Below are 22,579 nucleotides of genomic sequence, written 5' to 3' on the forward strand. Positions count from 1 at the left end.
GCGGAAAACCGAACGATGATGGCAGATCTCGCCGACCTCAACGCGTTCCTCGCCGTCGCGCGCGCACGCGGGTTTCGCGATGCGGCGCGCGCGACGGGATCGAGCGCATCGACGCTGAGCGAGGCGGTGCGGCGGCTCGAGGCGCGGCTCGGCGTTCGCCTGTTCCACCGTACGACGCGCAGCGTCACGCCGACCGAGGCGGGATCGCGGCTGATCGAACGGCTGACGCCGGCGCTTGGCGAGGTCGCGGCGGCGCTCGACATGGTCCATCTGCTCCGCGACCGTCCGGCCGGTACGCTGCGGCTCAACGTGCCGGTCAGCGCGGCGCGGCTGGTGCTGCCCGCGATCCTGCCCGGCTTCCTCGCCGCCTATCCCGACATCCACGTCGAGATCGTCGCCGAGGACGGCTTCGTCGACATGGTCGCCTCGGGCTGCGACGCCGGCATCCGCTACGACGAGCGGCTCGAACAGGATATGATCGCGGTGCCGATCGGCCCGCGCATCCAGCGGTTCGCGACCGCCGCCGCCCCCGCCTATCTCGACGCCCGCGGTCGGCCGACGCATCCGCGCGACCTGCTCGGCCATGCCTGTCTGCGCGGCCGCTTCAGCAGCGGTGCAACGACCAGCCCGTGGGAGTTCGAGCGCGCCGGCGACATCGTCCGGATCGAGCCGCAGGGACCGCTGATCGCCAGCGTCGGCGGCGCGACCGACCTCATCGTCGACATGGCGGCGGCGGGGAGTGGTGTCGTCCACCTGTTCGAAGACTGGCTGCGCCCGCTCCTCGACCGCGGCACGCTCGTGCCCGTGCTGGAGGAATGGTGGCAGCCCTTCTCCGGCCCCTTCCTTTATTATTCCGGCCGCCGCCTTGTCCCGCCGCCGCTTCGCGCGTTCCTCGACTTCATCCGCTAGGCAAACGAACCCGCGAAAAGCGGCCCGAGGGTTGGCTTTGTCGTGTCACTCGTCGGCATGTGCGGCAGTGTTCACTTCGCCGCCGTTGCTTCTATTTCGACGAGATAGGCCGGCCCTGCCAAAGCCGCGACCTGGATCGTCGAGCGCGCGACGGTGGTCGGGTTCTCCGCGGTCCCGAAATATTGTTTGAAGCCATCGTTCATGCCGGCGAAATCCATTTTGCCACCCAATTTGGGATCGCCGGCGACGAAGACGGTGAGCTTGACGATGTCGCGCATCGCAAAGCCATGTTCGGCCAGGATCGCCTTGATCTTGCCGAGTACGCTCAGCGTCTGCGTCCTGGTGTCGCCGAAGTCGGCGATGGTGAGTTGGGCGGGCGGCACCTTCTTCGTGGGGTCGAGCGGTGCGGCCAACTGGCCGCTGAGGTACAGCGTGGTCGCGCCGGGCTTCACCGTCACCGATTGCAGGATCAGCCCCGCCGGCGTGCTGGCGTGTTTGACGACGGTCTGCGCCGCCGTTGGCGTGGTCAGGAGGGCGGCCGCGGCGAACGCGGCCCCCATGATGCGCGTCTTCAAAGCCATTCTCCCATGATCCTCGTGTCAGAACGATACGTTGAGGCGCGCGTAATAATAGCCGCCGTTGATGCCGTAGGGGCTGAAGGTCAGCGGCGCGTCGAGGACGTTGCCACCGTTCACCAGCGTCGCATTGGTGGTGCCGGGGACCAGCGGCACGGTCGGCGGCCGCTTGTTGAAGACGTTGTTGGCACCCAGCGCCAGGCCCAGATCGGGCGTGATGTCGTAGTTCAATTCGATATCGCCGATGAACGCGGTGCCGATCGTCTGTTCGTAATAGGTGCCGCCATCGGGGGTCAGCTTGGCCGAGCTCTTGCCATAGACCGTGCCGCGCAGCGTCGCCGAGAATTTGTCGATCGAGTAGAGGACCGAGGTGATCACCTTCACCTTGGGCGACGCGGTTTCGATGTTGCTCTGCGCGCCGGCGTCGAACAGCGGAATGGCCGTGCCGGTGGCAGGATTGGTCAGCGCGGCGGGGGCGGCGATCAGCCGGGTGAGCTTCGTTTCGTTGTAATTGCCCGACACCGTCCAGTTCGCCTTGCCGTAATCCCCGAAATCGGTGGCGTAGCTCACCACCAGATCGACGCCGCGGGTGCGGGTGTTGGCGCCGTTGGTGAAGATGTTGATGCCGGTCTGGCTGACGGTCGGATCGAGCACGTTGCCGTTGGCGATGATCGCCTGGGTCACGATCGGGAAGTTGACCGCACCGCCGCTGCCGTAGATCGAACCGGTACCCAGGATGCGGTCGCGGATCTTCACCTGATAGGCGTCGAGCGTGATGGTCAGCCGGTCGACGGGACGGATGACCGTGCCGAGCGAGTAATTGGTCGATTTCTCCGGCTTGAGGTTCTGGAAGCCGATCAGCTTGGCCGCCGCCGAATTGGCGGGCAGTTGCACGAAGGCGGCGGTCGGCGAGACGTTGGTCGCCGAATAATAGGATTCGGCGAGCGTGGGTGCGCGGAACCCGGTCGAGAAGGTGCCGCGGAGCGCGAAGGCCGGCGAAAAGTCGTAGCGACCGGTGCCCTTGTAGATGAACTTGCTGCCGAAATCGGAATAATGTTCGTAGCGACCGGCGACGTCGAGCTTGAGGCCGTCGATCGGATTGGCTGCGATATCGACATAGCCCGCAGCGGATTCGCGTCCGTTGACGCCGGCGTCCGACGGGCGGAAGCCAGGATAGGATTGACCGCCCTCCTTGTAGATCGACGCCGGATCGCCCGAGCCGATCTGGTAGACGTTCTTGCGATATTCCCCGCCGAAGGCGAGATTGATCGGGGTGGCGAGGCCGGCGTCGATCTCGTGCGTGATGTCGGCGTTGACGGTGAATTCGGTCGATTTGAAGAAGCCGTCGTAGAAGCTGGTCGGCGTGAAGCCGGTGTCGGCATAGAGCGAGGCATTGGCGGAATCGACGGTGTAGATCGCGTTCTTGTCCTGGCCGAAGGTCGTCGACAGATCATAATGGAAGCCGTCCACCATGCCGCGGATGCCGCCGGTGAACGCCATATCGTCCTCGCGGATCTTCTCGCGCGGGCTGAAGCCGTTGACCGGCGTGTCGCCCTCGGGGTCGAAATAGGTCGTCACTCCGGCGACGGTGCGCGACACGCGCGTCGGCACGCGCACGTTCTCATAGGCGCTGGCGATCCGCTTCGAATAGGTGCCGAAGCTGTAGATCTCGCCGCCGCCGAAATCATAGGCGGTGTTGTATTGCAGGTTGGTCAGCCGCGATTGGGCGTCGCCGTTGATGCGGTTGACATAGGGGAAGCGGTCCATCCCCGGGTAGAGCTGCTGCTGGATCGCGCTCAGCGACGGGCTGGAGGTGCTGGTGAGCAGGTTGCCGTTGCGATCGGTGACGCGGCGATCGAGACCGCCGATCTGGGTGAAGTCGTGGAAGCGATGGAAGGCGGTGATGTTGAGGTAGCCGGAGTCGCCGATCTTGGTGGCGACGTGCAAGGTGCCGGCATAGGTCTCGCCGCCGACGTCGTAGTTCTTGCCGGCGGTGACATAACCATCGCCCCCTTCCTTGTCGTCCTTGAGGATGATGTTGATGACGCCGGCGATCGCATCCGAGCCATATTGCGCGGCGGCACCGTCCTCCAGCACCTCGATCCGCTTGATCGATGACGGGCTAATCAGGTCGAGGTCGGCGGTCGCGGCGCCCTGATATGGGCCGCCGAGCACGGCGAGGTTCGACGTGCCGTGTCGGCGCTTGCCGTTGACCAGCACCAACGTGTGGTTGGGGCTGAGTCCGCGCAGCCGCGCCGACAGCGTGAGATTGGCGGTGTCGCCGCCGAACGCCTGCGCGGTGAACGACGGCACCAGCTGGGTGAGCACCTGGTTGAGGTTGGGCTGGCCGACATGGCTCAGCGCATCGGCATCGAGCACCTTGATCGGCGCGGCGCTTTCCGCGGCGGTGATGCCGCCGGCGCGCGTGCCGGTGACGATGATGTCGCTATTGTCCTGCTGCGGTTCGCCGTCGGCGAGCGGCGACGGCGTCGGTTCGACCGGCGTCGCGATCGGGGTCAGCGTTTGACCGTTCGCTGCCGTCGCGTGAGCGATGAAGAGCATGGCCGCGATCGCGGCACGTGACGTTCCGATATAGAAACTCATGGTCAGCCCCCAAATGTTTTCAGGTCAGCCTCGCCATCCTCATCCCGATAATATTTGATCTAGGCACGCGTTACCCCGCTCCCGGAACCATTGTTCCGGGATATTTAGCGGTCGATTTGCTAACTCGTTCAGTTTTTACATTTATCTGATGTTTGCAACAGATTCGTCATGTTCGATTAATTCTGTAGTTCAACAGGACGAATGTGATGCATTTTCACCACAAAGCTTTGGTCGTGAGGTCAGGAAACGCCGCGGCGATGCCGCGGATCGGCATTTACCTGGCGGTCGCGCGGTAATCGTGTCCACCCTCGAAGGGCTCGCCCGCACAGTGGAGCGCCGCGAAAGCCGGCGCCGGGGCGACGACCGTCATGCCGCGCGCCGACCGGCTGGGGTGACGAGCGCCTCCGCGGTCACGCGGCGGGCAAGCGCAAGCACCTGCGCCCGCGCCGACTGGATGCCGCCCTCCTGCCAGCCCGGCGTCTGGCTGAGCGCAGCGCTGGCGAAATAGACCCGCCCCTCCGGTGCCTGCAGCAGGCGGAATGCGGCGGTGTCGATATGGCCTTCCTGTCGGCCGTTGGCGCTGCCCGCATTCCAGTCCGGCCACGGCCCGAGACTATAGGGAATCTTGTGCCAATTGACCGCGAGGCCGTTGACCAGATCGGCGCCATGCCCGGGATGGAGCTTGTCGATGACGCCGCGGGAGAAGGCGATCTGTTCGGCGATCGGCCGCTTCTGGAACTCCGCTGCGGTCGGCCCGGAGGAATAGCAGCCGAGCAGCATGCCGCGTTCGCTGTGCAACCCGGCGGACGGATACCAGATCAGCGTCGTCGGCCCGCCGACGAACGAGATGCCGCCGTAGATCTGCTCGCGCTCCCAGAAGCGCGGACTTTCGAATGCGACCTTGTTCGAATAATCATATTGGACGTTGGCGATCGTCGTCTTGAGCTTGGTCGAGAAGTTGGTGTCGATCTTGGCGAGCACCGGGAAGGGGATGGTGCAGATCAGATAGTCCGCCACGACCGTTTCGACCGCGCCGCTCGCGGTGTCGCGATAGACCACCTCGACATCGCCGCTGCGCTGGCGGATGCGCGTGACCTCGGCGCCGCGCAACGCCGGACGCCGCAGCGCATTGTCCATCGCCGCATGGATCCGGTCCATACCGCCGACCGGCTCGAACATCGTCGCCTGCATATAGAGATTGTCTTCGAACAGCGTCATCGGCAGCCGCTGATTGGCCAGCAGCTGGTCGAGCGGCATCGCCGTCGACGGCGAGGCGAAGGTAACGCCCGCGCCGGGCGCCGAGCCGAAGCCGGAGCGTTCGGTTCCCGCGAACGACCCATCCTCGCCGAGGTCACCATAGGCCTTGATGAACGGCAGCAGCTTCTCGCGGTCGACTGCGGTCAGTTCGGTGTCGAGCGACCCCTTGCGGATCGCCTTCGCGAGCAGTTCGGCGATCCGGCCGCGCATATCGTTGATCGCGGTCCGCATGCGGATCTTGGATCCGTCGTCCGCCATGACATAGGCGGAGCGGCTGGAATTGACCTCGACTTCGAGCGGCACGCCGAACTTCTTGGCGTAGCCGAGCAGTCCCTGGTGAAAACTGGGGATACGCGCCGGTCCGGCGTTGAAATAGACGCCGTCCGAGAATTTGGCGGTTTGCGTCTCCTCGCCGTTCATCTCGATTTTGTCGCCGTCGCGCACCGTCCAGGCCCGTCCGCCGACCCGTTTGCGTGCTTCGAGCAACGTGACGAGGAAACCGGCCTGTTCGAGTTCGTAGGCGGAGGTCAGGCCGGCGATGCCGGCGCCCAGCACCACGACGTGCCGCCCGCGTCCCAGCGTCGGTACGAGGCCGCTCATGTCCTGTGCCTGCGCGGTGCCGGCGAGCCCCAATGCCTGCATGGCGCCGAACGTCGCGCCCAATCCCCCGGCCATACCCAGCCGGGTCAGAATCATTCTGCGTGTTACCATGAAGAGCGTCCCCCTGGTCGCAGCATGCTGCGAACCCCGCCCCGTCGGCGGCAGACACCCCAGACATCCCGCTCCAATGCTCGCAACGCTTGTGCGCGTTCACGGCGATACGCGAAACAATCAGGCTATTAGCTACCGGTGCTGTGTACGATTCGGAGTAAACCAAAGATTTTCTTGCGCTGCAACAAGTTTGTCACTCGTGTGTCACGAAACCGTCGTCGGTGGGATCGTGCTCGCTGGGGGGTAGGGCGGCACGGAGCGCGGCTATGATGAAGCTTACGCGAAGGTGCAGAGCGGCTCGGCGAGGGCGGCGGCTCTTACGCGGAATGATGCGGGCCGCTCGGGCGGAATTTCGTGCACGCAGAGAGCCGTCGCCGATCCGTCCGGAAGCGCTGAGGGAATACGTCATTGCCCTCCGACACAGATCGCCGACCGGGATGCCCCACGAACGATCAGTGGCCTGCGTTCAGCCATCCCTCGTCGCTCAGCCAGTCGGCCAGACGATCGGGCCAATGCTGTATCGAGATACGATCGTTGTGCACGGCGACGTTGAAACCATGGTCCGTGCTGGCGAACATGTGGAGTTCGGCGGAGACGCCGGCCTCGCGAAGCTGGGTGTAGAGCGTGAGCGCCGGCGGCGCGCAGCAGCGATCAAGGGTACCGGCAGCGATGAAGGCGGGTGGCGCACCTGCTGCGGATCGTGCCGGTATACCGAGCGGTCCGGGATAGATCAGGATCTGGAAATCGGGCCGGCCGCTCTGGCGGTCGACCGCATCGGCCGGTGCCGGCGCGCCTGGCTGAGGATTGTCGGCGAGCAGTGACACCAGTTCCCCGCCGGCGGAAAAGCCCATGATGCCAATCCTGTGCGGGTCGACACCATAATCTTTGGCGTGGGCGCGGACCCATCGGATCGCGCGCCTGGCATCCGCAACGGCATCGCCCTCGATCGTATAGGTGGAGCCGGCTTCGCGCGCGAGCCGGTATTTGAGGACGAAGGTCGTGATACCGTAGCGGTTCAGCGCCCGGGCTGGAACCATGCCCTCGTTCTGGAAGACCAGCATCCGATGACCGCCACCGGGCACGACGATGATGGCGGCGCCGTTGGCGCGCCGGGCATCGGGGCGGGAGACCGTCAGCGACGGGAGGTGGACGTTATGGACATAGGCTCCGGCTTCCAGTTGCTCGGGTTCGGCGGCACGTCGCTCCGAACCCGGCGCGGCCTTGGGCCATATCGGAATGGCGGCGGTGTCTGCATCCGTCGCGGCGCTCACCGGACACGCCAGCGCGAGGAAGAGCACAAGGAGGTGGCGCGGGCATGGCACTGGGCAGGGTCCTCTTGGTGAACGTCCCACGAGCCTGAAAGACGGGAAGCCGCTCTGGACGGGCACATCGGGCCGACACTGATGCCGCTGACCCCAAGTAGCCATTGCGACCTTGGTCTCGACTGAAATGGTGACGGGATCACCGCATGTTCGACAGACGGTTTTCCGGTTTGGCAGCGGGCGAACGATGTCTGGCGATCCTGCCTATCGCATGGGGGCGTTCTGGCGCAGGCCGGAAGCCGTGATAGGCAGCGGCGACACGTCGGGAGAGTAAGGTGAGGAAGCACAGGCTGGTGACCGGGATCGCGACGGCGCTGACGATGGCGATCGCGCCCGTCGGATTTGCTGCGGCGCGTCAGGTCGAGCGTGTCGAGGTGCTCCCGGCGCATCTGTCGATCTTGCCGGTACAGGTTCATGGACGCGTCGAGCGGAAGGGCGACGAATTCGTCCGGCAGTGGCCGGGCAGCTATTTCGAGACTGTCTTCGAAGGGGCGGCAGCCTTCTTCAAGATCGGTCCGGGCGAAGTCGGGCTGCACATCCTCGTCGACGGGCGGATGATCGATACGCTTGTGAGGCCCGCACCAGGTTTGTACCGTATCGACGGACTTCCTCGCGGCCGGCATGAACTGCGTGTCGAGGTCGCTTCGGAAAGCCAGGCCGGGCCGACGGCATTGGGACCGTTCTACGCTGCCCAGCGCCCGGTGGCGACATCGCCGCCGCGCCGCGCCCGCCAGATCGAATTCATCGGCGACTCCCATACGGTCGGCTACGGGGTGACGTCAGCCACGCGCGAATGCACGCAGGATGACGTCTGGAGGACCACCGACACGTCGCGCGGCTTCGGTGCGCTCCTGGCACGCCGCTACGGAGCGGATTACGAGATCAACGCGATCTCCGGGCGGGGCGTCGTCCGCAATTACAACGGCTTTGCGGCGGATACGCTGCCCGACGCCTATCCCTATGCGATGTTCGATCGCCGATCGCGCGCGGCCGAGCCCCAATGGCACCCGCAAGTGATCGTCGTTGCGCTGGGTACCAACGACTTCACCACGCCGCTTCATACCGGCGAGACATGGGCCACGCGCGCGACGCTTCATGCGAATTACGAGGCGAGATATGTGAGCTTTGTGCAGTCGCTTCGCGCGCGAAATCCAAACGCGCTGATCGTGCTATGGGCGACGGACCTCGCCGACGGCGAGATCGAGGCGGAAGTCACGAAGGTCGTCCATCTATTGCGCTCGTCCGGCGAGCAGCGGCTCGCCTACGTCCCTGTGAATGGCCTGTCATTCACCGGTTGCAACTCACACCCGTCGTTGGCGGATCAGAAGGTCATCGCTGAACGGATCGCCGGAGCGATCGACACGCAGATAGGCGCGTGGGGCGGCTGACGTGGCGCGTACCGCTGCGATGCCGCTCTCGACGATGATCGAAGCTTGAATCCCGGCTTCTGACGCAGTCCGCGAGATATCACGTGGTGTCCGTCCGTCTGGACGGCAGCGGTTGTCGCACACGGCGGCTATCATGCCGGGTCGTTCCAGCAGCGCAGAATGGCCAGCACACGCCGTACAAGACCGTAGTAGAAGAGGAGATCGCACGCGACCGGATGGCCAGATCACCGCGCGACAGGTGACTGCACGACGGTGCAGCGAAGAAATGCGGAAACCACTTAACGCTTGCATGGCGTGGCCGCCCTTTCCCGAGGGCGAGGCTGTCGACGGCGCCACTTAAGAATGCATCGTTCGCAGCTCAAGACCACTTAACCGTCTTGCCGACCAAGGTGATGCGGCTGCCTGGCGAACCCGTTCCGCAACATTAGCATCGACTTGTGCGTCGCAGACCTAGCTCTCCGCCTGACGTCATCGACGTCGTCCCGTAAGGCATACGATGGTTGAACTACCCCGTTCGTGATCATGTATGGCGCGATCTAATCGCCGTCGTCATCCGCTCCGCTTCCCTTCGCGGCCCGCGGATATGAGGACGGTAAGACTGTGACCGAAGAACACCTTCAGCCTACTGAGGTACCTTCGTATCGCGCGATGTGTGGCGTTCTCAAGGAAGGCAAGCTGGTCTGGCTCCGCTCGCTCACCTGGATGCTGCTCTGCCTCGCGATCATCGCCTTCGTCATATCGCTTCAGACGATAGTCCGGTCGATCAATGCCAATCCGGCCCTGCTTCTGGCTATGGCATTCGTCTGTACGATTCTCGCCTATCTCACCTATGCCGGTCTCGTTCGATGGGGCGAGCGCCGGCCGGCGACGGAGCTGCAGCTGTCCTTCCATCCTACCGAGCTCGTCACGGGCATCGTCATCGGCTCGGCAGCTATGCTTATGGTAATCCTGTCTCTGTGGCTGGCTGGGTGGTACGCCATACAGCCGGGCCATTGGACGGACTGCGCGCACGACATTCGCGAAGCTCTAGGCACAGGGTTCCTCGAGGAGCTACTGGCCCGGCTGGTCATTTTCCGTCTTCTTGTTCGTGCCTTCGGCATGACGGCAGGACTGATCGTGTCGGCCGCGGTGTTCAGCGCCGCCCACCTCGGCAACGATCATGCAACCTTCTATTCCTCGTTAGCCATCGCCGTCGAGGCGGGATTGATGCTCGCCAGCTTCTATATCCTGACAGGCCGCATCTGGATGTCGGTGGGCGCACACGCGGGCTGGAACTTCGTTCAGGGATCCGTCTTCGGCGCGCGCGTCTCCGGCATAGGTAGCACAGGCAGTCTCCTTGTCAGCGAACCCGTCACGGGGGCATCACGGGTCCTGACAGGCGGCTCTTTCGGGCCGGAGGCGTCCGCACCTGCGGTCTGCATTGGCTTGTTTGTATTCGCAGGCACGCTGGTACTCGCAAGACGGGGAAGGCACTTTGCATCGAACGCCGGCACAGCGCCTCGTAGCGCTTCGACGATGTAGATCGCTTCGGTCTTGAGCATCTAAGGGTACGGTGTCGGCCGGCATGTTCGGACGCGTGTCAACGACTATCGTGGTCGATCCGGTGCCATTTTGTTCCACCAGCTATTGCGGCCGTGGTATTCGCCGTCTGGAAGCGGGTGAGCACTGGGTTCTCCCGAAGGCTAGCGCCAACAGATAGAAAGAGGTTCAGCGTGAGCTGGAGTCACTCGCGTGCCCGCAACCGGATAGCAGCGTCGATCGCGTCTTCCCCGCAGATGCGAGTCCAGCTTTTCGAAGAGGAGTACCTGCCCCGCCTCCGCGAGATTCGCGCGAAGATGGGCGAAGCGGAAACTCCGCCTGTGGTCAGGGACCTCAAGCCAGGCGACGCCGTCCTTACCGACACGGTCCAGCTATACATCAACGTGATCAACTATGATGCCATGCGGCGTGATGCCGGCGCGGAGACCGAGGCGAGCCACGCAAGAGCGCTCTCCTTCCTGCACCTGCACTACGCGGCACTGGACAGGGCATCGGATGGCGTAGGCGCGCAGCGCGTAGACTACCATGGTCCTCGGATGCATGCCGTGGTGACGATCGACAATCCTCGCGATCAGACGAACGTCCGCGACGCCGTGTCCCGTGCGCTGCAGCTCGCTCGCGAAACGATCGCGCTGTCCGAGGCTGCCAGCCGCGACATTTTGCGCGGACAGACGCGTCCGGAGTTCCGGATCGGCATCGACATCGGGCGGTGCGTTGCCATCGACTCCGGTCGGAAGGACGAGAGGGAGCCGCTGTTCATCGGCGGGGCCGCAAACTACGCCGCCAAGCTCGCAGAGGGTACCACGCCAGGGATCTATCCGTCGGATCGCGTGCGGGCCTTGTTCGGGCTGCGGCAGGTGGGAGGCATGGTCGCCGAGCGTGCCAGCAAGGCCAGCGAATGGGAGGTCGCATCACTTGGCGTAGGTACGCTGAACGCCGAGCGCATCGACCGTCGGGCCGAAGATCTTCGCACTGCGATGCGGACCCACCGTGACACGACCATCGGCATGGCGGGCTTCGTCTTCCATCACCATCGACCGCCGCTGCGCTCGATCGACTACTCCAAGCTCAGCCCCGCTCGCAGCATCCGCATGCCGCTGGTGTCGATCTTCGCCGACCTGGACGGATACACCGCCTACGTCGACGCCGCGATGGCGAGCGGCGGCACTGCGGATGCCGTGCGCGATCTGCACGTTATTCGAGGCGAGCTCAACGCAGTGCTGCAGGAAGACTTCGATGGCCGGAAGGTGCGCTTCATCGGAGACTGCATTCACGGGCTGATCGCTGTCGGCGACGATCAGCGTACCGACGAACGCATTAGCGTCGAGCGGGCCACGGCATGTGTCGGCGCTCTCCGATCATCGTTCGATCTATGCGTCGAGATGCTCCCCACGGCGCGGCGTCTCGGGCTCGCGATCGGCTTCGAGGTCGGGCCCACGCCAGTCAGCCGCATCGGTATCCGCGGCGACCGGTCGGTCCGTGTCGCTACCAGTCATGCGACGCTTTCGTCCGAGGAGTGCCAGGCAATCTGTTCTGGTACCGAAACGAAAATAGGAGATCGGGCTTACGCGCTTGCCTCGCCCGACACGCGTCGCCTGTTTCCGATCGACGGGAAGTCGAGACAGCTCGACTTCGACACGGTTGTCCTTCAGTCGCAGCCGGCGGCCGACGCGGTCGCACAGGCCGAAGTGCCCGTGGCTGTTAACCGCTCCTATGGTGGTCTCTGAGCAGGACGTTCCTCCTCCTCGCCGCCATGCTAGCGCCAGACTGGGCGACGTTCGAACCTGATGGGGACGACATTCTCCTCGCTGCACAGCCGCCGCACCCCAGCGGCCGGCCGGGCAGGCTCTACCATCTGCGGGTCAGCGCGTCCGATCGGCTGTCGGTCGCGGAGGCCGTGCCGGGCACACAGCTGCCTCGGCGCTGCCCGGAACGGCACGTCAACTTCGATGGCAGCTTCTGCCTCGGGCTGGAACCATTCGGCTGCACCGCCGACGGGATCGACGACTTCTGGGCCAAGCTCCGATCGTATCTTCTCTGCCAACAGTATGCCGACGCACGCGGGCAATGGCCGACGGGGCGTTGGCTGTCCCACGGCGAGGCCGCGCATCACCAGCTTGCTGCGGAGGCTGCCGCCGAACGCGCAGGGCTCGCTAGCAGGTACCGGCGTGCGCTCGAGTTCGGCATCGGTCGTCTTGCCGGCCCGCTGCCGCCGCCGGACGTCAGCTCGAGGACGCTCGCAACGAAATCCCCGCGGCGCCTCGCCATCGAGGAGTTGATCGCAGCCGAAATCAAAAGGCGAGCCGCGGAGGCGGCCTTCGCCCAAGGGTACGCCTTCGTGGGTGGCCGCTGCTGCGGCACCATGCATGTCTGCCCACTGCGGGATCTCGAGGTTGCCGAACAGCGACCATATTCCGAGGTATCACCACCATCTCACGAGGAACGAAATGGCATTGATTGACAGGTTGACCGGAGAAGCTGGACGGCGACTGCGACTGGACGCGATCTCGAGCAACAAGCTCGTCGGCGGCAATGCCGATCTGGCGAACGAGATTTGCGAGAAGGCCGAGCTCGTGACGATCGGCGCCGGCGAGAAGCTGATCGAACAGGATGCGGACGACAACGACCTCTACCTTCTGCTGGCTGGAACCGTCGAAATCGTCGTCAACGGTAGACCGCAGGCCAAGCGCACCGCCGGGGACCATGTGGGCGAGATGTCGGCGATACAGCCGACCCAGCGCCGCTCAGCCGACGTTGTTGCAACTGACGAGGTGATCGCTGCCAAGCTCACGGAGGACGACCTTGCACAGCTCGGCACGAAGTATCCCGAAATCTATCGGACGATCGCGAAGGAGCTTGCCCGAAGACTGCTGCAACGCAACGCCGGCATCGGGGCATATCGCGATCGCATACGGGTCTTCATCATCTCATCCGTCAGTTCCATCTCTATAGCTCAGGAGATCCAAAGCGGCCTCGACCATGATGAATTCACGGTAGTCGTGTGGACCGATGGTGTGTTTCGCGCGACAGGGTACACGCTGCAGACGCTCGAGGACGAGGTAGACCGTGCAGACTTCGCCATCGCCATCGCCCACCCGGACGACATCACGGTCGACGCGAAGAAGACCGGCGAATGGCCGAGCCCGCGCGACAACGTCGTCTTCGAACTCGGGCTCTTCATGGGGCGACTAGGCAGGTCTCGTGCCGTGCTCATGGAACCGCGAGGAGAGAAGGTGAAGTTGCCGAGCGATCTCGCGGGCGTGACCACGATCACGTATCGCTTTCAAGAGGGCCGCGATGGAGCCGCGGCGATGGCGCCGGCCTGCACCAGCCTCAGGAAGCACATGCGCGAGCTCGGCCCGAATAACGGCTAGTCCGAAACCTTCGGCCGGGCGATCCTGTCCGGCCGAAGCCAGGGTTTTCGGAACCGCTGCGCCATCTTCGTGATCAGCAGGTCGATCACCGCGCGTCCATGAGGCCCAGGCTCCTTCAACGACTTACTGGATCACTCTTCTTGTCTCTCAAAGCCGACCTCGAAGACGCCGTAGCCAAGATCTTTCGCGAAGCGTGGACGGTGACCAACGGCACGGTAGTGCCCGACAGTACCGACCTTACGCTCTCGAACACCGGCCGGTCCCTGGAGGCGACCGTGCTCTATGCCGATCTGGCGGCATCGACCCGGCTCGTCGACGGGTGGAAGCGCGAGTTCGCAGCGGAGATCTATAAGACCTTCCTCCTCGTCGCCGCGCGCATCATTCGCGCTCGCGGCGGTACCATCACCGCGTACGATGGTGACAGGATCATGGCGATCTATCTCGGCACGTCACAGAGCAGCGACGCCGTCAAAGCGGCTCTTCAGATACACTGGGCCTGCGACGAGATCATCCAGCCCAAGCTGGAGGCGCAATATCCAAATGCGGACTTCACGATCGCACATACCTGCGGGATCGACCACTCGCTCGTCATGGCCGCAAAGACCGGCGTGCGGGGGGCCAACGATCTGGTCTGGGTCGGACGCGCGGCGAATTACGCGGCCAAGCTCAGCAACGAAAGCAGCTCGACTCCGACCTGGATCACCGCAGACGTATACGACAGATTGGCCGATTCCGCCAAATACGGGGGTGATCCACGCCAAGACATGTGGACGCCGCATATCTGGTCTTCGATGGAAGATCAGCTTGTCTACAGATCCAATTGGTGTCGGAGCATCAAATAAGTGCAGGCGTCGGGAGTGGCGTCTCTCGCTATCGCTCGCGAGCAGCCTCGGCGTGGAGTTCCGACAGGTGGTGGAAGGCGGGAAGGTGGTCGGAATCGCCCACGACGGCATCTCCAATCCCGGCATCGACGTCACCCGGGCAGCCAGCTACACCCGCCTGATCCGGCCGGTGGAGCTGGAGGCGCAGGCGTGACCAGTTCCGCCATCAGCAGAGAGAACAGGGAAGCCAGGGGACGCGAAAGCGTCCCCGATCGCCTATCGTCGGCAGCGCTTTCGCTGATCGGCGTCACGTGCGCGGTCTGCGTCGCCAGCAACTACTACAGCCAGCCGCTTCTCGTCGAAATCGCCCGCGATCTCGGCATCCCACGCGAGCTCGCCGGTCTTGCGCCGACGATGACGTAGGTCGGCCTCGCCGGAGGCATGCTCCTGCTGCTTCCGCTCGGCGATCGCATCGACAACCGCGTGATCGCGACCCGCCTTCTTGCCGTGCAGGCACTTGCGCTCCTCGTCATGGCGTGGACGGGGAACGACGTCCTGTTCTTCGGAGCCAGCATTGTCGCCGGCCTGTGCGGCATCGTCACGTATCTCCTTCCAGCCTACGCCACGTGGCTGATCGCGCCGGAGAGGCGCGGCGCCATCACCGGACTGCTCGCCACCGGCATCCTGACAGGCATCATGCTCGGCCGATCGCTATCAGGCATCATCGGCTTCGCCGTCGGTTGGAGGAACGTCTACGCCGCTGCCGCCGCCGCCACGCTCCTCATGGCGGCAGCGATGAGACGCACCATGCCTCCCACCCCGGCATTGAGCGATCAGACCTACGGCAGCCTCATGCGCTCGCTGATGGCACTTGCACGCACGTCCGGCCTGCTGCGCAGATCGACGCAGCTCCAGGCGCTCAGCTTCGGCAGCTTCAACATGCTCTGGGTGGGACTGACTCTCCACCTCCAGGAGGCACCCTTTCAGCTGGAAGTGCGTCAGATCGGCGAACTCTCCCTGGTGGCCGTGACGGCCGTCATCTGCGCGCCGGCTCTCGGGCGACTTGCCGACCGGAAGAGCGCCACGCTGGCGGTGCGGGCGTCCTTCGGCATTGCCGCTGCAGGATGGATGGCGCTTCTCCTCATGCCGTCGAGCTATATCCGCATCGTCGCCGGCATGGTGCTCGTGGGGATCGGGGCGATCGGTACGGACGTCACGCTGCGGGCGGCGCTGTATGGCCTCCGGTCCGACATCCGGATGCGCCTCAATGCCGTCTACTCCACCGGCACTTTTCTCGGCGGCAGCGTCTTCTCGCTACTGACGCCGGTGACGTGGGCTCATTTCGGCTGGAATGCAGTGGCGGCGACGGCGCTGGCTACGAGCCTCATCGGTCTCGTACTGGGTCGTGTTGCCTCGTCCTGATCGAGGTTGCTTCCGATCGGGCGTTCGTGGCGCGCAGGACGCCTTGCCTACATACCGGGGTATGGGGCGACACGACGCGCCTCCTGGGGCTAGCCACGACCTCGCTCGTGAAGCGGGCCGGCCGACGGCCGTGCAGAAAGGCCCCGAACGGTTTCCCATGCAGCAGTGCGGTCATCAAGCTGCCGCGCCAGAAGCGGCTGCCGGATGGTAGGCAAGTCTGGCGCAGAAGCGCAGCAGCGGCGTCCGAGCCCCCCGTCGGCGGCTTCAGCGCGAACGAAGTCCTCGACCGGATGGCCGGCGCGCTGATCGTACGGAACCGCGAAGGGCTCGCCCTGGCGTGGAACGAGGCAGCCGAGAAGCTCTACGGCTGGCCCGCCGTCGACGCGCTCGGCAAGGATGCCGATGCGCTGCTCCGAAGCGATCCCGTCTTCTGGCCTCAGCTTCTCGATGAAGAACGCAATTCGATCTTCGAGATCACCCGAGCGACGGAGGATCGGCAGGCGATCCGGGTGCGGGCGGAATTCACCGGCTTCTACGATCCCGACGGGACCATGTCCTATTCCGTGGAGGTCGCACGCGAAATCGCCGCCAAGCCGGCGGCAGAGTCCGGGGCGACCATCGTCGATGGACCGCACGAGCGTGACGAGACGTTGCTTGCGCTCGAAGCGCTCGAGCTGGAGAACGCGGCTCTGAAGCGCCGACTGCAGAACCACCGCGCCCTGTTCCAGCACATGCCGATCGCGCTCTGTCGCGTGAACAGCGATGCCCTGCATGATCGGCTTCGAGGTCTCGGTCTTCCCCGCAAGCCAGCCATCGCGGCGTACCTCGCGAGTCATCACGAGGTGGTAAGAAGCATCGGCGAGGCGTGCTTCATCGAGGAGGCCAACGCGCAGGCGGCGGCGCTGCTCGGAGCCTCCAGTCCCGAGGACCTCGCAGGTCGGCCGATCGGCTTCGCATGGCGCAGCCGCCCGGATACCTTCGCTCAGGTCCTTGCCGCAGGCATCCTGCGCTCGAGCTGCGAGCTCGAGACGCAGCTCGACACCCTGCAAGGGGGCATCGTCAACGTTCTGTTCGCGAGCGCCGTCCTATCCGACGGCGGCGAGCGGCGATCGATGGTCGGCATGATCAACATAAACGATCGCCTTGCAGCCCAGGAGGCATATGACCGCCTGCATGCGGAATTCGCTCATGCTTCCAGACTGTCTCTCCTCGGGGAGCTCGCGGCATCGATCTCGCATGAGATCAGCCAGCCCCTTTCGGCCATCGCGACCACGGGAACCACGGGACTGCGCTGGCTCGATCAGGCCGAGCCCCGCGTCGAGCGTGCCCGAAGATCTCTGGAACAGATCGTCGCCTACGCGCAGAGGGCGAGCGGCATCATCGCTCGGGTCAGGGAGATGGCGTCCGGCCGGACGCCGGTGATGTCCGACGTGTCGCTCAACGCCATCATGGGGAGCGCTCTGCAGCTGGTTCAGGCGCAGGCGCGATCAGCGCGTATCGAGATCAGTGCAACGTTCGCCGAAGCGCACGATATCGTCCACGTCGATCGAACCCAGATCGAGCAGGTCATCGTCAATCTTCTGATCAACGCCTTCCAGGCCATTGCCTCGGCCCCGCCCAGCGCGAGAAGAGTCGAAGTCGGCATTCGCGACGACGTCGATCATGTCGAATGCACCGTATCGGACAGCGGTCCGGGCATCGCAGCCGATCGACTGAACGAGGTGTTCGAGCGCTTCGTCTCCAGCAAGGCGGAAGGAACGGGACTTGGACTTGCGCTCTGCCGGTCCATCGTCAGCGCCCACGGCGGTAGCATGGTCGCGCAGAACGGTTCGCCGCTTGGCGGCGCGCTCTTCCGGTTTCGCCTCCCGGCCGCGTCGTATGGAACGGGCTGAAGGAGAGCGACGCGTCTCGACTACAGTCCGACGGGTCCGGAACCTGCCCTCGCGGTCTGACCAGGTGACCAGCTCTGCCGGACGATCGGAAAACCAGCGATCATTGGATGGCGGAGGCCAAGGACAGACGAAAGCTGCCGGATCGGTGACGATTGTAGGCTCGCGTTCCCCATTCGGTAGGGTTTTCCGACCACAAGGTCGGACATGGATACCGAAGCCGAACTCGACCGTCTCGCCGCCCTCGCAACCGAGGCGCTGTCGAAGGGGACTGGCGAAAGCCTGGCACCGAAGCTCCTGCAGGATCTGCGTCGTCTTGCGCAGCACTGTTCGGACCCGCTCGAAAGGCTGCGAGAGCGCCTGCGGCTGGCCGGCTACGAAGATCTTCAGAGCTGGCTCGGGATACCGACGCATGGGCTGGACAACGTGCCGACCGCGATCGTGAGACAGCATCCTGTCGGACATGGAGGCTTCCATGCCGGCGCCCTCGGACTGAGCGCGCCGTTCCTGACCTGGGTGTACGACTGCGGAGCCCTGACCACGTCGGGCAAGGCGCAGCTTAACAAGCACCTGACCAAATTCGTCGAACGCGTGAAGAAGTCGAGGGGAAAAGTCGACCTTTTGTTCGTGTCCCACTTCGATTCCGACCACATCTCCGGTCTCGCCCACCTCCTGTCGGAGGTGAAGGTGGGTACCGTCGTCCTGCCGTACCTCGACGATATCGACCGGCTGGCGATCCAGCTTTCGGCGGTCGCCGACGATGCCATGACTCTCGAGCTTCGGAGCGTACTTCATGATCCGCCGGCCTGGTTCCGCGAGCGCGGAGCCGAACGCGTCGTGCAGGTCGAGCAGGATCGCGGCGAGGGTCGACCTGGGCTTCTGGGGCCGGACGCGGACGCCGTACTGCGGACCATGCCCCGCGACACCACGCTGCTCGATCCGCGGAACGTGCCGATAGAGGAAGCCGAGAACATCCTGGCTCCCTCAGGATCGGGCTGGATCGCGGGGCGTACGCACCGTTCCGACTGGGCGTTCGTCCCCTTCGTCAATCCTGCTCGTCCGGAGGCAAGGAAAAAGCTGGTAAGGCGTGTGGCCGACCTCCTGGAAGTGGATGCCGACCGACTGGATCTTGCCGAGCTCGCACTACACAAGGTCGCGACCGACGGCGAGTTCGTGGTCAGGATGAAGGCGGCCTACAAGATCAGCGGCCTCAGCGACTCCAACGCCGTTTCCCTGTCGCTGTATGTCGGACCGACCGCACGGAGGACTACCTACTACCGGAACTCCATTCCGGCGAAGCCCTATACAAAACGGTTCGGATGGCTGCTGACGGGGGACGCTAAACTGCGGTACACGCGTCGGCGGCAGCGGCTCCTCCATTTCTATGAAGCCGCCATGGACCATCTGGCCTACATGATGCTTCCGCATCACGGCTCGCAGGCCAACTTCCATGAGGATCTCGTTGCGAACGTCCACAAGGATGTCGCGCTGTTCGCCTGTCGCGAGGTGAAGGACGGTGACGAGCCGTTCCATGAGGACGTCCTGGAGCATGTTCGAAATCGCAATCCAAAGATCGTCGGCGTGGAAGACGGAAGCGGTCTGGAGCAGTGCAGCAGCCTTTCGAGGCTGACTTCAAACTACGCGATCGACCGTGAGATCAGGCAGTGGATATAGCTGTCCCGGCACAGGTGCGAACTATGCTCAAGCACCGGCATCGATAGCATCGGCCGAACGACCACGCTGAAGCTACCGATCCGGTTGCGATATGTCTGATCTTCCGGCCTGTCGCAGATTGACCCGGCTTATGATCGGGAAGATCGTCTCAGAACATCGAACTAGCCAGATCGGCTGAGGCCAGAAACGTGGAAATACAGTGCGAAAGCCTCGATGGTGTACTGTACCGGCTATACGGGCAGCTGAAGGATCACGGCAGTTCAAACGTGGGCAGTCGTGGCGACACCGTCGAGCTCCTCGGCGTCACGTTGCGCATCCTCCGACCTCGTGCACGGGTGAGCCGGTCGGAAGATCGCGGTAGGCTGTTCAGCGCATTGGGCGAGCTGCTCTGGTATCTTTCCGGATCGGACACGCTCGCCTTCATCGAACCGTATGTTGGTCCCTACAGAAAGGAAGCCGTCAACGGCGTCATCGAAGGGGCCTATGGTCCTCGCTTCAGACGGATGCGCGAGTCAATCGATCAGTTCGACAGCGTTTACGATCTGCTTTCGCGCAGGCCGGCATCAAAACGTGCCGTCATCCAGATCCTGAACGCCGAGGACGTGGTCGGCGAACATCTGGAAATACCCTGCACGACCACGCTGCAGTTTCTCCTTCGCGACGGGCGACTTACGTTGTCCGTAACGATGCGCTCCAACGATGCATACAAAGGCCTGCCGCACGACGTTTTCTGCTTCACGATGCTGCAGGAGATGATGGCTCGACGACTGGGCGTCGGTCTTGGCGAATATTTGCAGTACGTCGGAAGCATGCACCTCTACATGGACGATCTCGCCAAAATTGACCCGTACCTTCACGAAGGCTTCCAGCAGACGGATGAAATGCCGGAAATGCCTGCCGGAGATCCGTTCGAACTCGTGCCGCGCCTTCTGGCAATCGAGGATCGAGTCCGCCGCGGGCAGGAGCTCGATGCGGCCGCGGAGACGAGCGAGGAATACTGGGCGGATATCGTCAGGCTGCTGCAGGTCTACTGGGCCCGCAGGTGGTCGCTCGATTACCCTGAGCCGCTGAAGCAGCTTCGAACGCAGCTAGCGGACCCATTCTACAGACCATACGTCGACGGCCGGATGCATCTGGCTGGCCGTGCAAGCGGGGAAGAACAGACAGATCATGTGGCCTACTAGGAACGCACAGCACCGGCGCATCGCAGGTGAACTTGCCGCCGCCGCAGGACCGCTGTCTCTTCAAGGACTGTGCGACGCTGCCACCATCGATGCCCTCGCCATGCAGTTCGTGGCGAGCCTTCGCCGCGAGGACTACTACCGTCTCGTGCAGCGGAAAGCGGTCGGTGCGCACCGCGCGGACCCACATAGCCCGTCGTTCGATCCGGAACGTGCCGTGGCGTTTCACATGCAGCAGGGGAACGTCGACGAGGCCGGATGGCTCGTCTTCCTGATGACGCACTTCGCGCGGCCGCGCGTGGGATGGCAGCGACTGCGGGACGTCTACGGCATGCTTGGGACCGGCCTCTGGTCCTGGCGCGCGGTGACCGCCGACCCGGCGGCATTCCATGCCTGGCTTGACGTCAACTGGGAAGCGATCGGCGGCGCGTTCGGCAACCACCGCAAGTACGAGAGCATGCGTCCGAACGCATCGCGTCCGATGAAGCGCGTGGTCGACGACTATCTCTCATGGATCGGCCCGGCGGGGCATGCGGCCTTCTTCGCGGCAGCGACGCGCGCCGCGGGCAACGACCCTCACACGATCTTCGACTACCTGTACCGTCGGCTCAGGATCCTGACCTTCGGCCGCCTCGCACGCTTCGACTACCTCTCCCTCGTCGGTCGATACGGCCTGGCGCCGATCGCCGCCGGAAGCGCGTATCTCGACGGCGCGACGGGGCCGCGCGCCGGAGCGCGCCTCCTGATCGACGGCAGGCAAGACAGCGCATCGTCAGGCCGCGTCCTTCAGCCGACTCTCGACGCTCTGGATCGCCGGCTCGGCGTGGGGATGGCGGTAATGGAGGACGCGCTGTGCAACTGGCAGAAGAGCCCGCGTCGCTTCGTGCACTACGTCGGATAGGTGCAGCGACTTCCGGGCGGCCGACCTGCATCTATCACGCCTGACCTCCATCTGGCGAAATGGCCGAAGGGGGAGAGCTGCCAGGACAGCTCCCTTCGCCGTGATCCACGGATCCCTGCCGCCGCCCGACCTGACAACGAGGTCGCCGGCATGCTCGGACCAACCCCACCAACCATGAGGACCACATGACGCTAGATGATCTGGATGCGCTGTATGACCGGGCAAATCGCCTCATCCTCGGACGAAGCGCCACCGCGGCAGGGAAGGCTCTGGCGTTCAGCTCGGCCAGCCTGGACGATGCCGCGAGCGAGATCGCGGATCTCTACGGTCTGACACCTGACGAACGTTCGGCGCTCGCCACGAAGAGCTCCGCCAGCGCGCTTGCGGCGGTTCAGCAGACGGCGTCCGGGATCGCCGGCGGGTCCAAGAGGTTTGATGCCACGAGGGCCGTCTCCGTCGCGAAGACGGCGATCGAAAGCGGCCGCAAGCTCAAGGCCGCATCGGCGCTGCTCAAGGCCGGTCCGAAGGCTGCCGAAGCCGCCGCTGCGGGCGGACAGCTCGCTGGCAAGGCGACCGTCTGGGGATGGATAGCGACGGCCGCCTATGCTGCGGGGACGGGCTCCTGGTTCGCCTACAACCTGCGCTCCTACAATCTAGCGGCCTACGAGGCGCGGCGGGTCCGCGAGGGGCTCGATGCGCCGCCGCGCACGTCGATCAGGGACGCGGCGGCTGCTCGGCTGTCGTCGGCCGCCGGAGCGGCCGGCGAGGGAGCGAGGGCCATCGGCGAAGGCGCGGACGCGGCGGCGCGCGGAGCGGTGAGGAGCGGTGGTCGGCTGCTGGGCGCTGCAGGTGGCCTATTGCGCAGGACGCGCATCGGCAGCGGATCGGACGACGAAGCGGCGGATCAGGGCGGTCCGGTCCGGCCGGCCCCAGGCGAGGCGGCCTGATGTCACGTCGATTCCGTCTTGCGAACAGGCGCAACGGAGGCCGGCGTCTTGATACGGGGCGATCC

19 protein-coding genes are annotated in these 22,579 nt (G+C 64.5%); 15 read left to right on the top strand and 4 right to left on the bottom strand.

What is annotated here, in order from left to right:
* Positions 1 to 15 precede the first annotated feature (15 nt).
* Entirely contained in the window at positions 16 to 909 is an 894-nt protein-coding gene (locus AC07U4_RS09195; RefSeq protein ID WP_495195215.1) for a LysR family transcriptional regulator, read from the top strand.
* Positions 910 to 980: 71 nt separating this feature from the next.
* Here AC07U4_RS09195 and AC07U4_RS09200 read toward each other — a convergent pair whose 3' ends face one another.
* The 4 genes from AC07U4_RS09200 to AC07U4_RS09215 all read right to left on the bottom strand — a co-directional run bounded on the left by AC07U4_RS09200 (position 981) and on the right by AC07U4_RS09215 (position 7,354).
* A complete protein-coding gene (locus tag AC07U4_RS09200; protein WP_495195216.1) occupies positions 981 to 1,490 on the bottom strand; it encodes a RidA family protein in 510 nt (169 codons plus the stop codon).
* Between the two features lie 18 nt (positions 1,491 to 1,508).
* Complete coding sequence (locus AC07U4_RS09205; protein ID WP_495195217.1) at positions 1,509 to 4,088, bottom strand: TonB-dependent receptor plug domain-containing protein; 2,580 nt, start codon at positions 4,086 to 4,088, stop codon at positions 1,509 to 1,511.
* 366 nt (positions 4,089 to 4,454) lie between these two features.
* On the bottom strand, positions 4,455 to 6,041 hold the full coding sequence (locus AC07U4_RS09210; protein ID WP_495195218.1) for a flavin monoamine oxidase family protein: 1,587 nt from the start codon (positions 6,039 to 6,041) through the stop codon (positions 4,455 to 4,457).
* A 467-nt stretch (positions 6,042 to 6,508) separates the two neighbouring features.
* Complete coding sequence (locus tag AC07U4_RS09215) at positions 6,509 to 7,354, bottom strand: alpha/beta hydrolase (protein WP_495195219.1); 846 nt, start codon at positions 7,352 to 7,354, stop codon at positions 6,509 to 6,511.
* 317 nt (positions 7,355 to 7,671) lie between these two features.
* Between AC07U4_RS09215 and AC07U4_RS09220 the strand changes: the two genes are divergently transcribed.
* The 14 genes from AC07U4_RS09220 to AC07U4_RS09285 all read left to right on the top strand — a co-directional run bounded on the left by AC07U4_RS09220 (position 7,672) and on the right by AC07U4_RS09285 (position 22,514).
* The gene (locus AC07U4_RS09220; protein ID WP_495195220.1) at positions 7,672 to 8,766 is read left to right on the top strand and encodes an SGNH/GDSL hydrolase family protein; all 1,095 of its coding nucleotides are present in this window, start codon (positions 7,672 to 7,674) and stop codon (positions 8,764 to 8,766) included.
* Between the two features lie 600 nt (positions 8,767 to 9,366).
* The gene (locus AC07U4_RS09225) at positions 9,367 to 10,287 is read left to right on the top strand and encodes a CPBP family intramembrane glutamic endopeptidase (RefSeq protein WP_495195221.1); all 921 of its coding nucleotides are present in this window, start codon (positions 9,367 to 9,369) and stop codon (positions 10,285 to 10,287) included.
* Positions 10,288 to 10,478: 191 nt separating this feature from the next.
* Entirely contained in the window at positions 10,479 to 12,032 is a 1,554-nt protein-coding gene (locus AC07U4_RS09230; protein ID WP_495195222.1) for a nucleotidyl cyclase domain-containing protein, read from the top strand.
* Between the two features lie 26 nt (positions 12,033 to 12,058).
* Positions 12,059 to 12,766 carry an E2 domain-containing protein gene (locus AC07U4_RS09235; protein ID WP_495195223.1) on the top strand — a complete coding sequence of 236 codons (708 nt, stop codon included), beginning with the start codon at positions 12,059 to 12,061 and terminating at the stop codon, positions 12,764 to 12,766.
* A complete protein-coding gene (locus AC07U4_RS09240) occupies positions 12,753 to 13,679 on the top strand; it encodes a TIR domain-containing protein (protein ID WP_495195224.1) in 927 nt (308 codons plus the stop codon). The genes AC07U4_RS09235 and AC07U4_RS09240 overlap by 14 nt, the downstream gene beginning before the upstream one ends.
* Before the next feature lie 140 nt (positions 13,680 to 13,819).
* A complete protein-coding gene (locus AC07U4_RS09245; RefSeq protein WP_495195225.1) occupies positions 13,820 to 14,521 on the top strand; it encodes an adenylate/guanylate cyclase domain-containing protein in 702 nt (233 codons plus the stop codon).
* A 52-nt stretch (positions 14,522 to 14,573) separates the two neighbouring features.
* The gene (locus tag AC07U4_RS09250; RefSeq protein ID WP_495195226.1) at positions 14,574 to 14,714 is read left to right on the top strand and encodes a hypothetical protein; all 141 of its coding nucleotides are present in this window, start codon (positions 14,574 to 14,576) and stop codon (positions 14,712 to 14,714) included.
* Entirely contained in the window at positions 14,711 to 14,923 is a 213-nt protein-coding gene (locus AC07U4_RS09255) for a hypothetical protein (protein WP_495195227.1), read from the top strand. The genes AC07U4_RS09250 and AC07U4_RS09255 overlap by 4 nt, the downstream gene beginning before the upstream one ends.
* Positions 14,924 to 14,941: 18 nt before the next feature.
* Positions 14,942 to 15,922 carry an MFS transporter gene (locus tag AC07U4_RS09260; protein WP_495195228.1) on the top strand — a complete coding sequence of 327 codons (981 nt, stop codon included), beginning with the start codon at positions 14,942 to 14,944 and terminating at the stop codon, positions 15,920 to 15,922.
* 107 nt (positions 15,923 to 16,029) lie between these two features.
* A complete protein-coding gene (locus tag AC07U4_RS09265; protein WP_495195229.1) occupies positions 16,030 to 17,814 on the top strand; it encodes a PAS domain-containing sensor histidine kinase in 1,785 nt (594 codons plus the stop codon).
* Between the two features lie 204 nt (positions 17,815 to 18,018).
* Entirely contained in the window at positions 18,019 to 19,485 is a 1,467-nt protein-coding gene (locus AC07U4_RS09270) for a hypothetical protein (protein WP_495195230.1), read from the top strand.
* Between the two features lie 188 nt (positions 19,486 to 19,673).
* Positions 19,674 to 20,669 carry a thymidylate synthase gene (locus AC07U4_RS09275; protein ID WP_495195231.1) on the top strand — a complete coding sequence of 332 codons (996 nt, stop codon included), beginning with the start codon at positions 19,674 to 19,676 and terminating at the stop codon, positions 20,667 to 20,669.
* Positions 20,656 to 21,567 carry an alpha-glutamyl/putrescinyl thymine pyrophosphorylase clade 3 protein gene (locus AC07U4_RS09280; RefSeq protein WP_495195232.1) on the top strand — a complete coding sequence of 304 codons (912 nt, stop codon included), beginning with the start codon at positions 20,656 to 20,658 and terminating at the stop codon, positions 21,565 to 21,567. The genes AC07U4_RS09275 and AC07U4_RS09280 overlap by 14 nt, the downstream gene beginning before the upstream one ends.
* A gap of 185 nt (positions 21,568 to 21,752) precedes the next feature.
* The gene (locus AC07U4_RS09285) at positions 21,753 to 22,514 is read left to right on the top strand and encodes a hypothetical protein (RefSeq protein WP_495195233.1); all 762 of its coding nucleotides are present in this window, start codon (positions 21,753 to 21,755) and stop codon (positions 22,512 to 22,514) included.
* The last annotated feature ends 65 nt before the right edge of the window (positions 22,515 to 22,579 follow it).

It is taken from the genome of Sphingomonas sp. GW821-FHT02B09 (assembly GCF_059421875.1).

Excerpts from the sequence above, each read along its gene's own strand:
- AC07U4_RS09195 (WP_495195215.1), top strand. The coding sequence starts at position 16 with ATGATGGCAGATCTCGCCGACCTCAACGCGTTCCTCGCCGTCGCGCGC.
- AC07U4_RS09200 (WP_495195216.1), bottom strand. The coding sequence starts at position 1,490 with ATGGCTTTGAAGACGCGCATCATGGGGGCCGCGTTCGCCGCGGCCGCC.
- AC07U4_RS09205 (WP_495195217.1), bottom strand. The coding sequence starts at position 4,088 with ATGAGTTTCTATATCGGAACGTCACGTGCCGCGATCGCGGCCATGCTC.
- AC07U4_RS09210 (WP_495195218.1), bottom strand. The coding sequence starts at position 6,041 with ATGATTCTGACCCGGCTGGGTATGGCCGGGGGATTGGGCGCGACGTTC.
- AC07U4_RS09235 (WP_495195223.1), top strand. The coding sequence starts at position 12,059 with ATGCTAGCGCCAGACTGGGCGACGTTCGAACCTGATGGGGACGACATT.
- AC07U4_RS09240 (WP_495195224.1), top strand. The coding sequence starts at position 12,753 with ATGGCATTGATTGACAGGTTGACCGGAGAAGCTGGACGGCGACTGCGA.
- AC07U4_RS09260 (WP_495195228.1), top strand. The coding sequence starts at position 14,942 with ATGCTCCTGCTGCTTCCGCTCGGCGATCGCATCGACAACCGCGTGATC.
- AC07U4_RS09270 (WP_495195230.1), top strand. The coding sequence starts at position 18,019 with ATGGATACCGAAGCCGAACTCGACCGTCTCGCCGCCCTCGCAACCGAG.
- AC07U4_RS09280 (WP_495195232.1), top strand. The coding sequence starts at position 20,656 with ATGTGGCCTACTAGGAACGCACAGCACCGGCGCATCGCAGGTGAACTT.
- AC07U4_RS09285 (WP_495195233.1), top strand. The coding sequence starts at position 21,753 with ATGACGCTAGATGATCTGGATGCGCTGTATGACCGGGCAAATCGCCTC.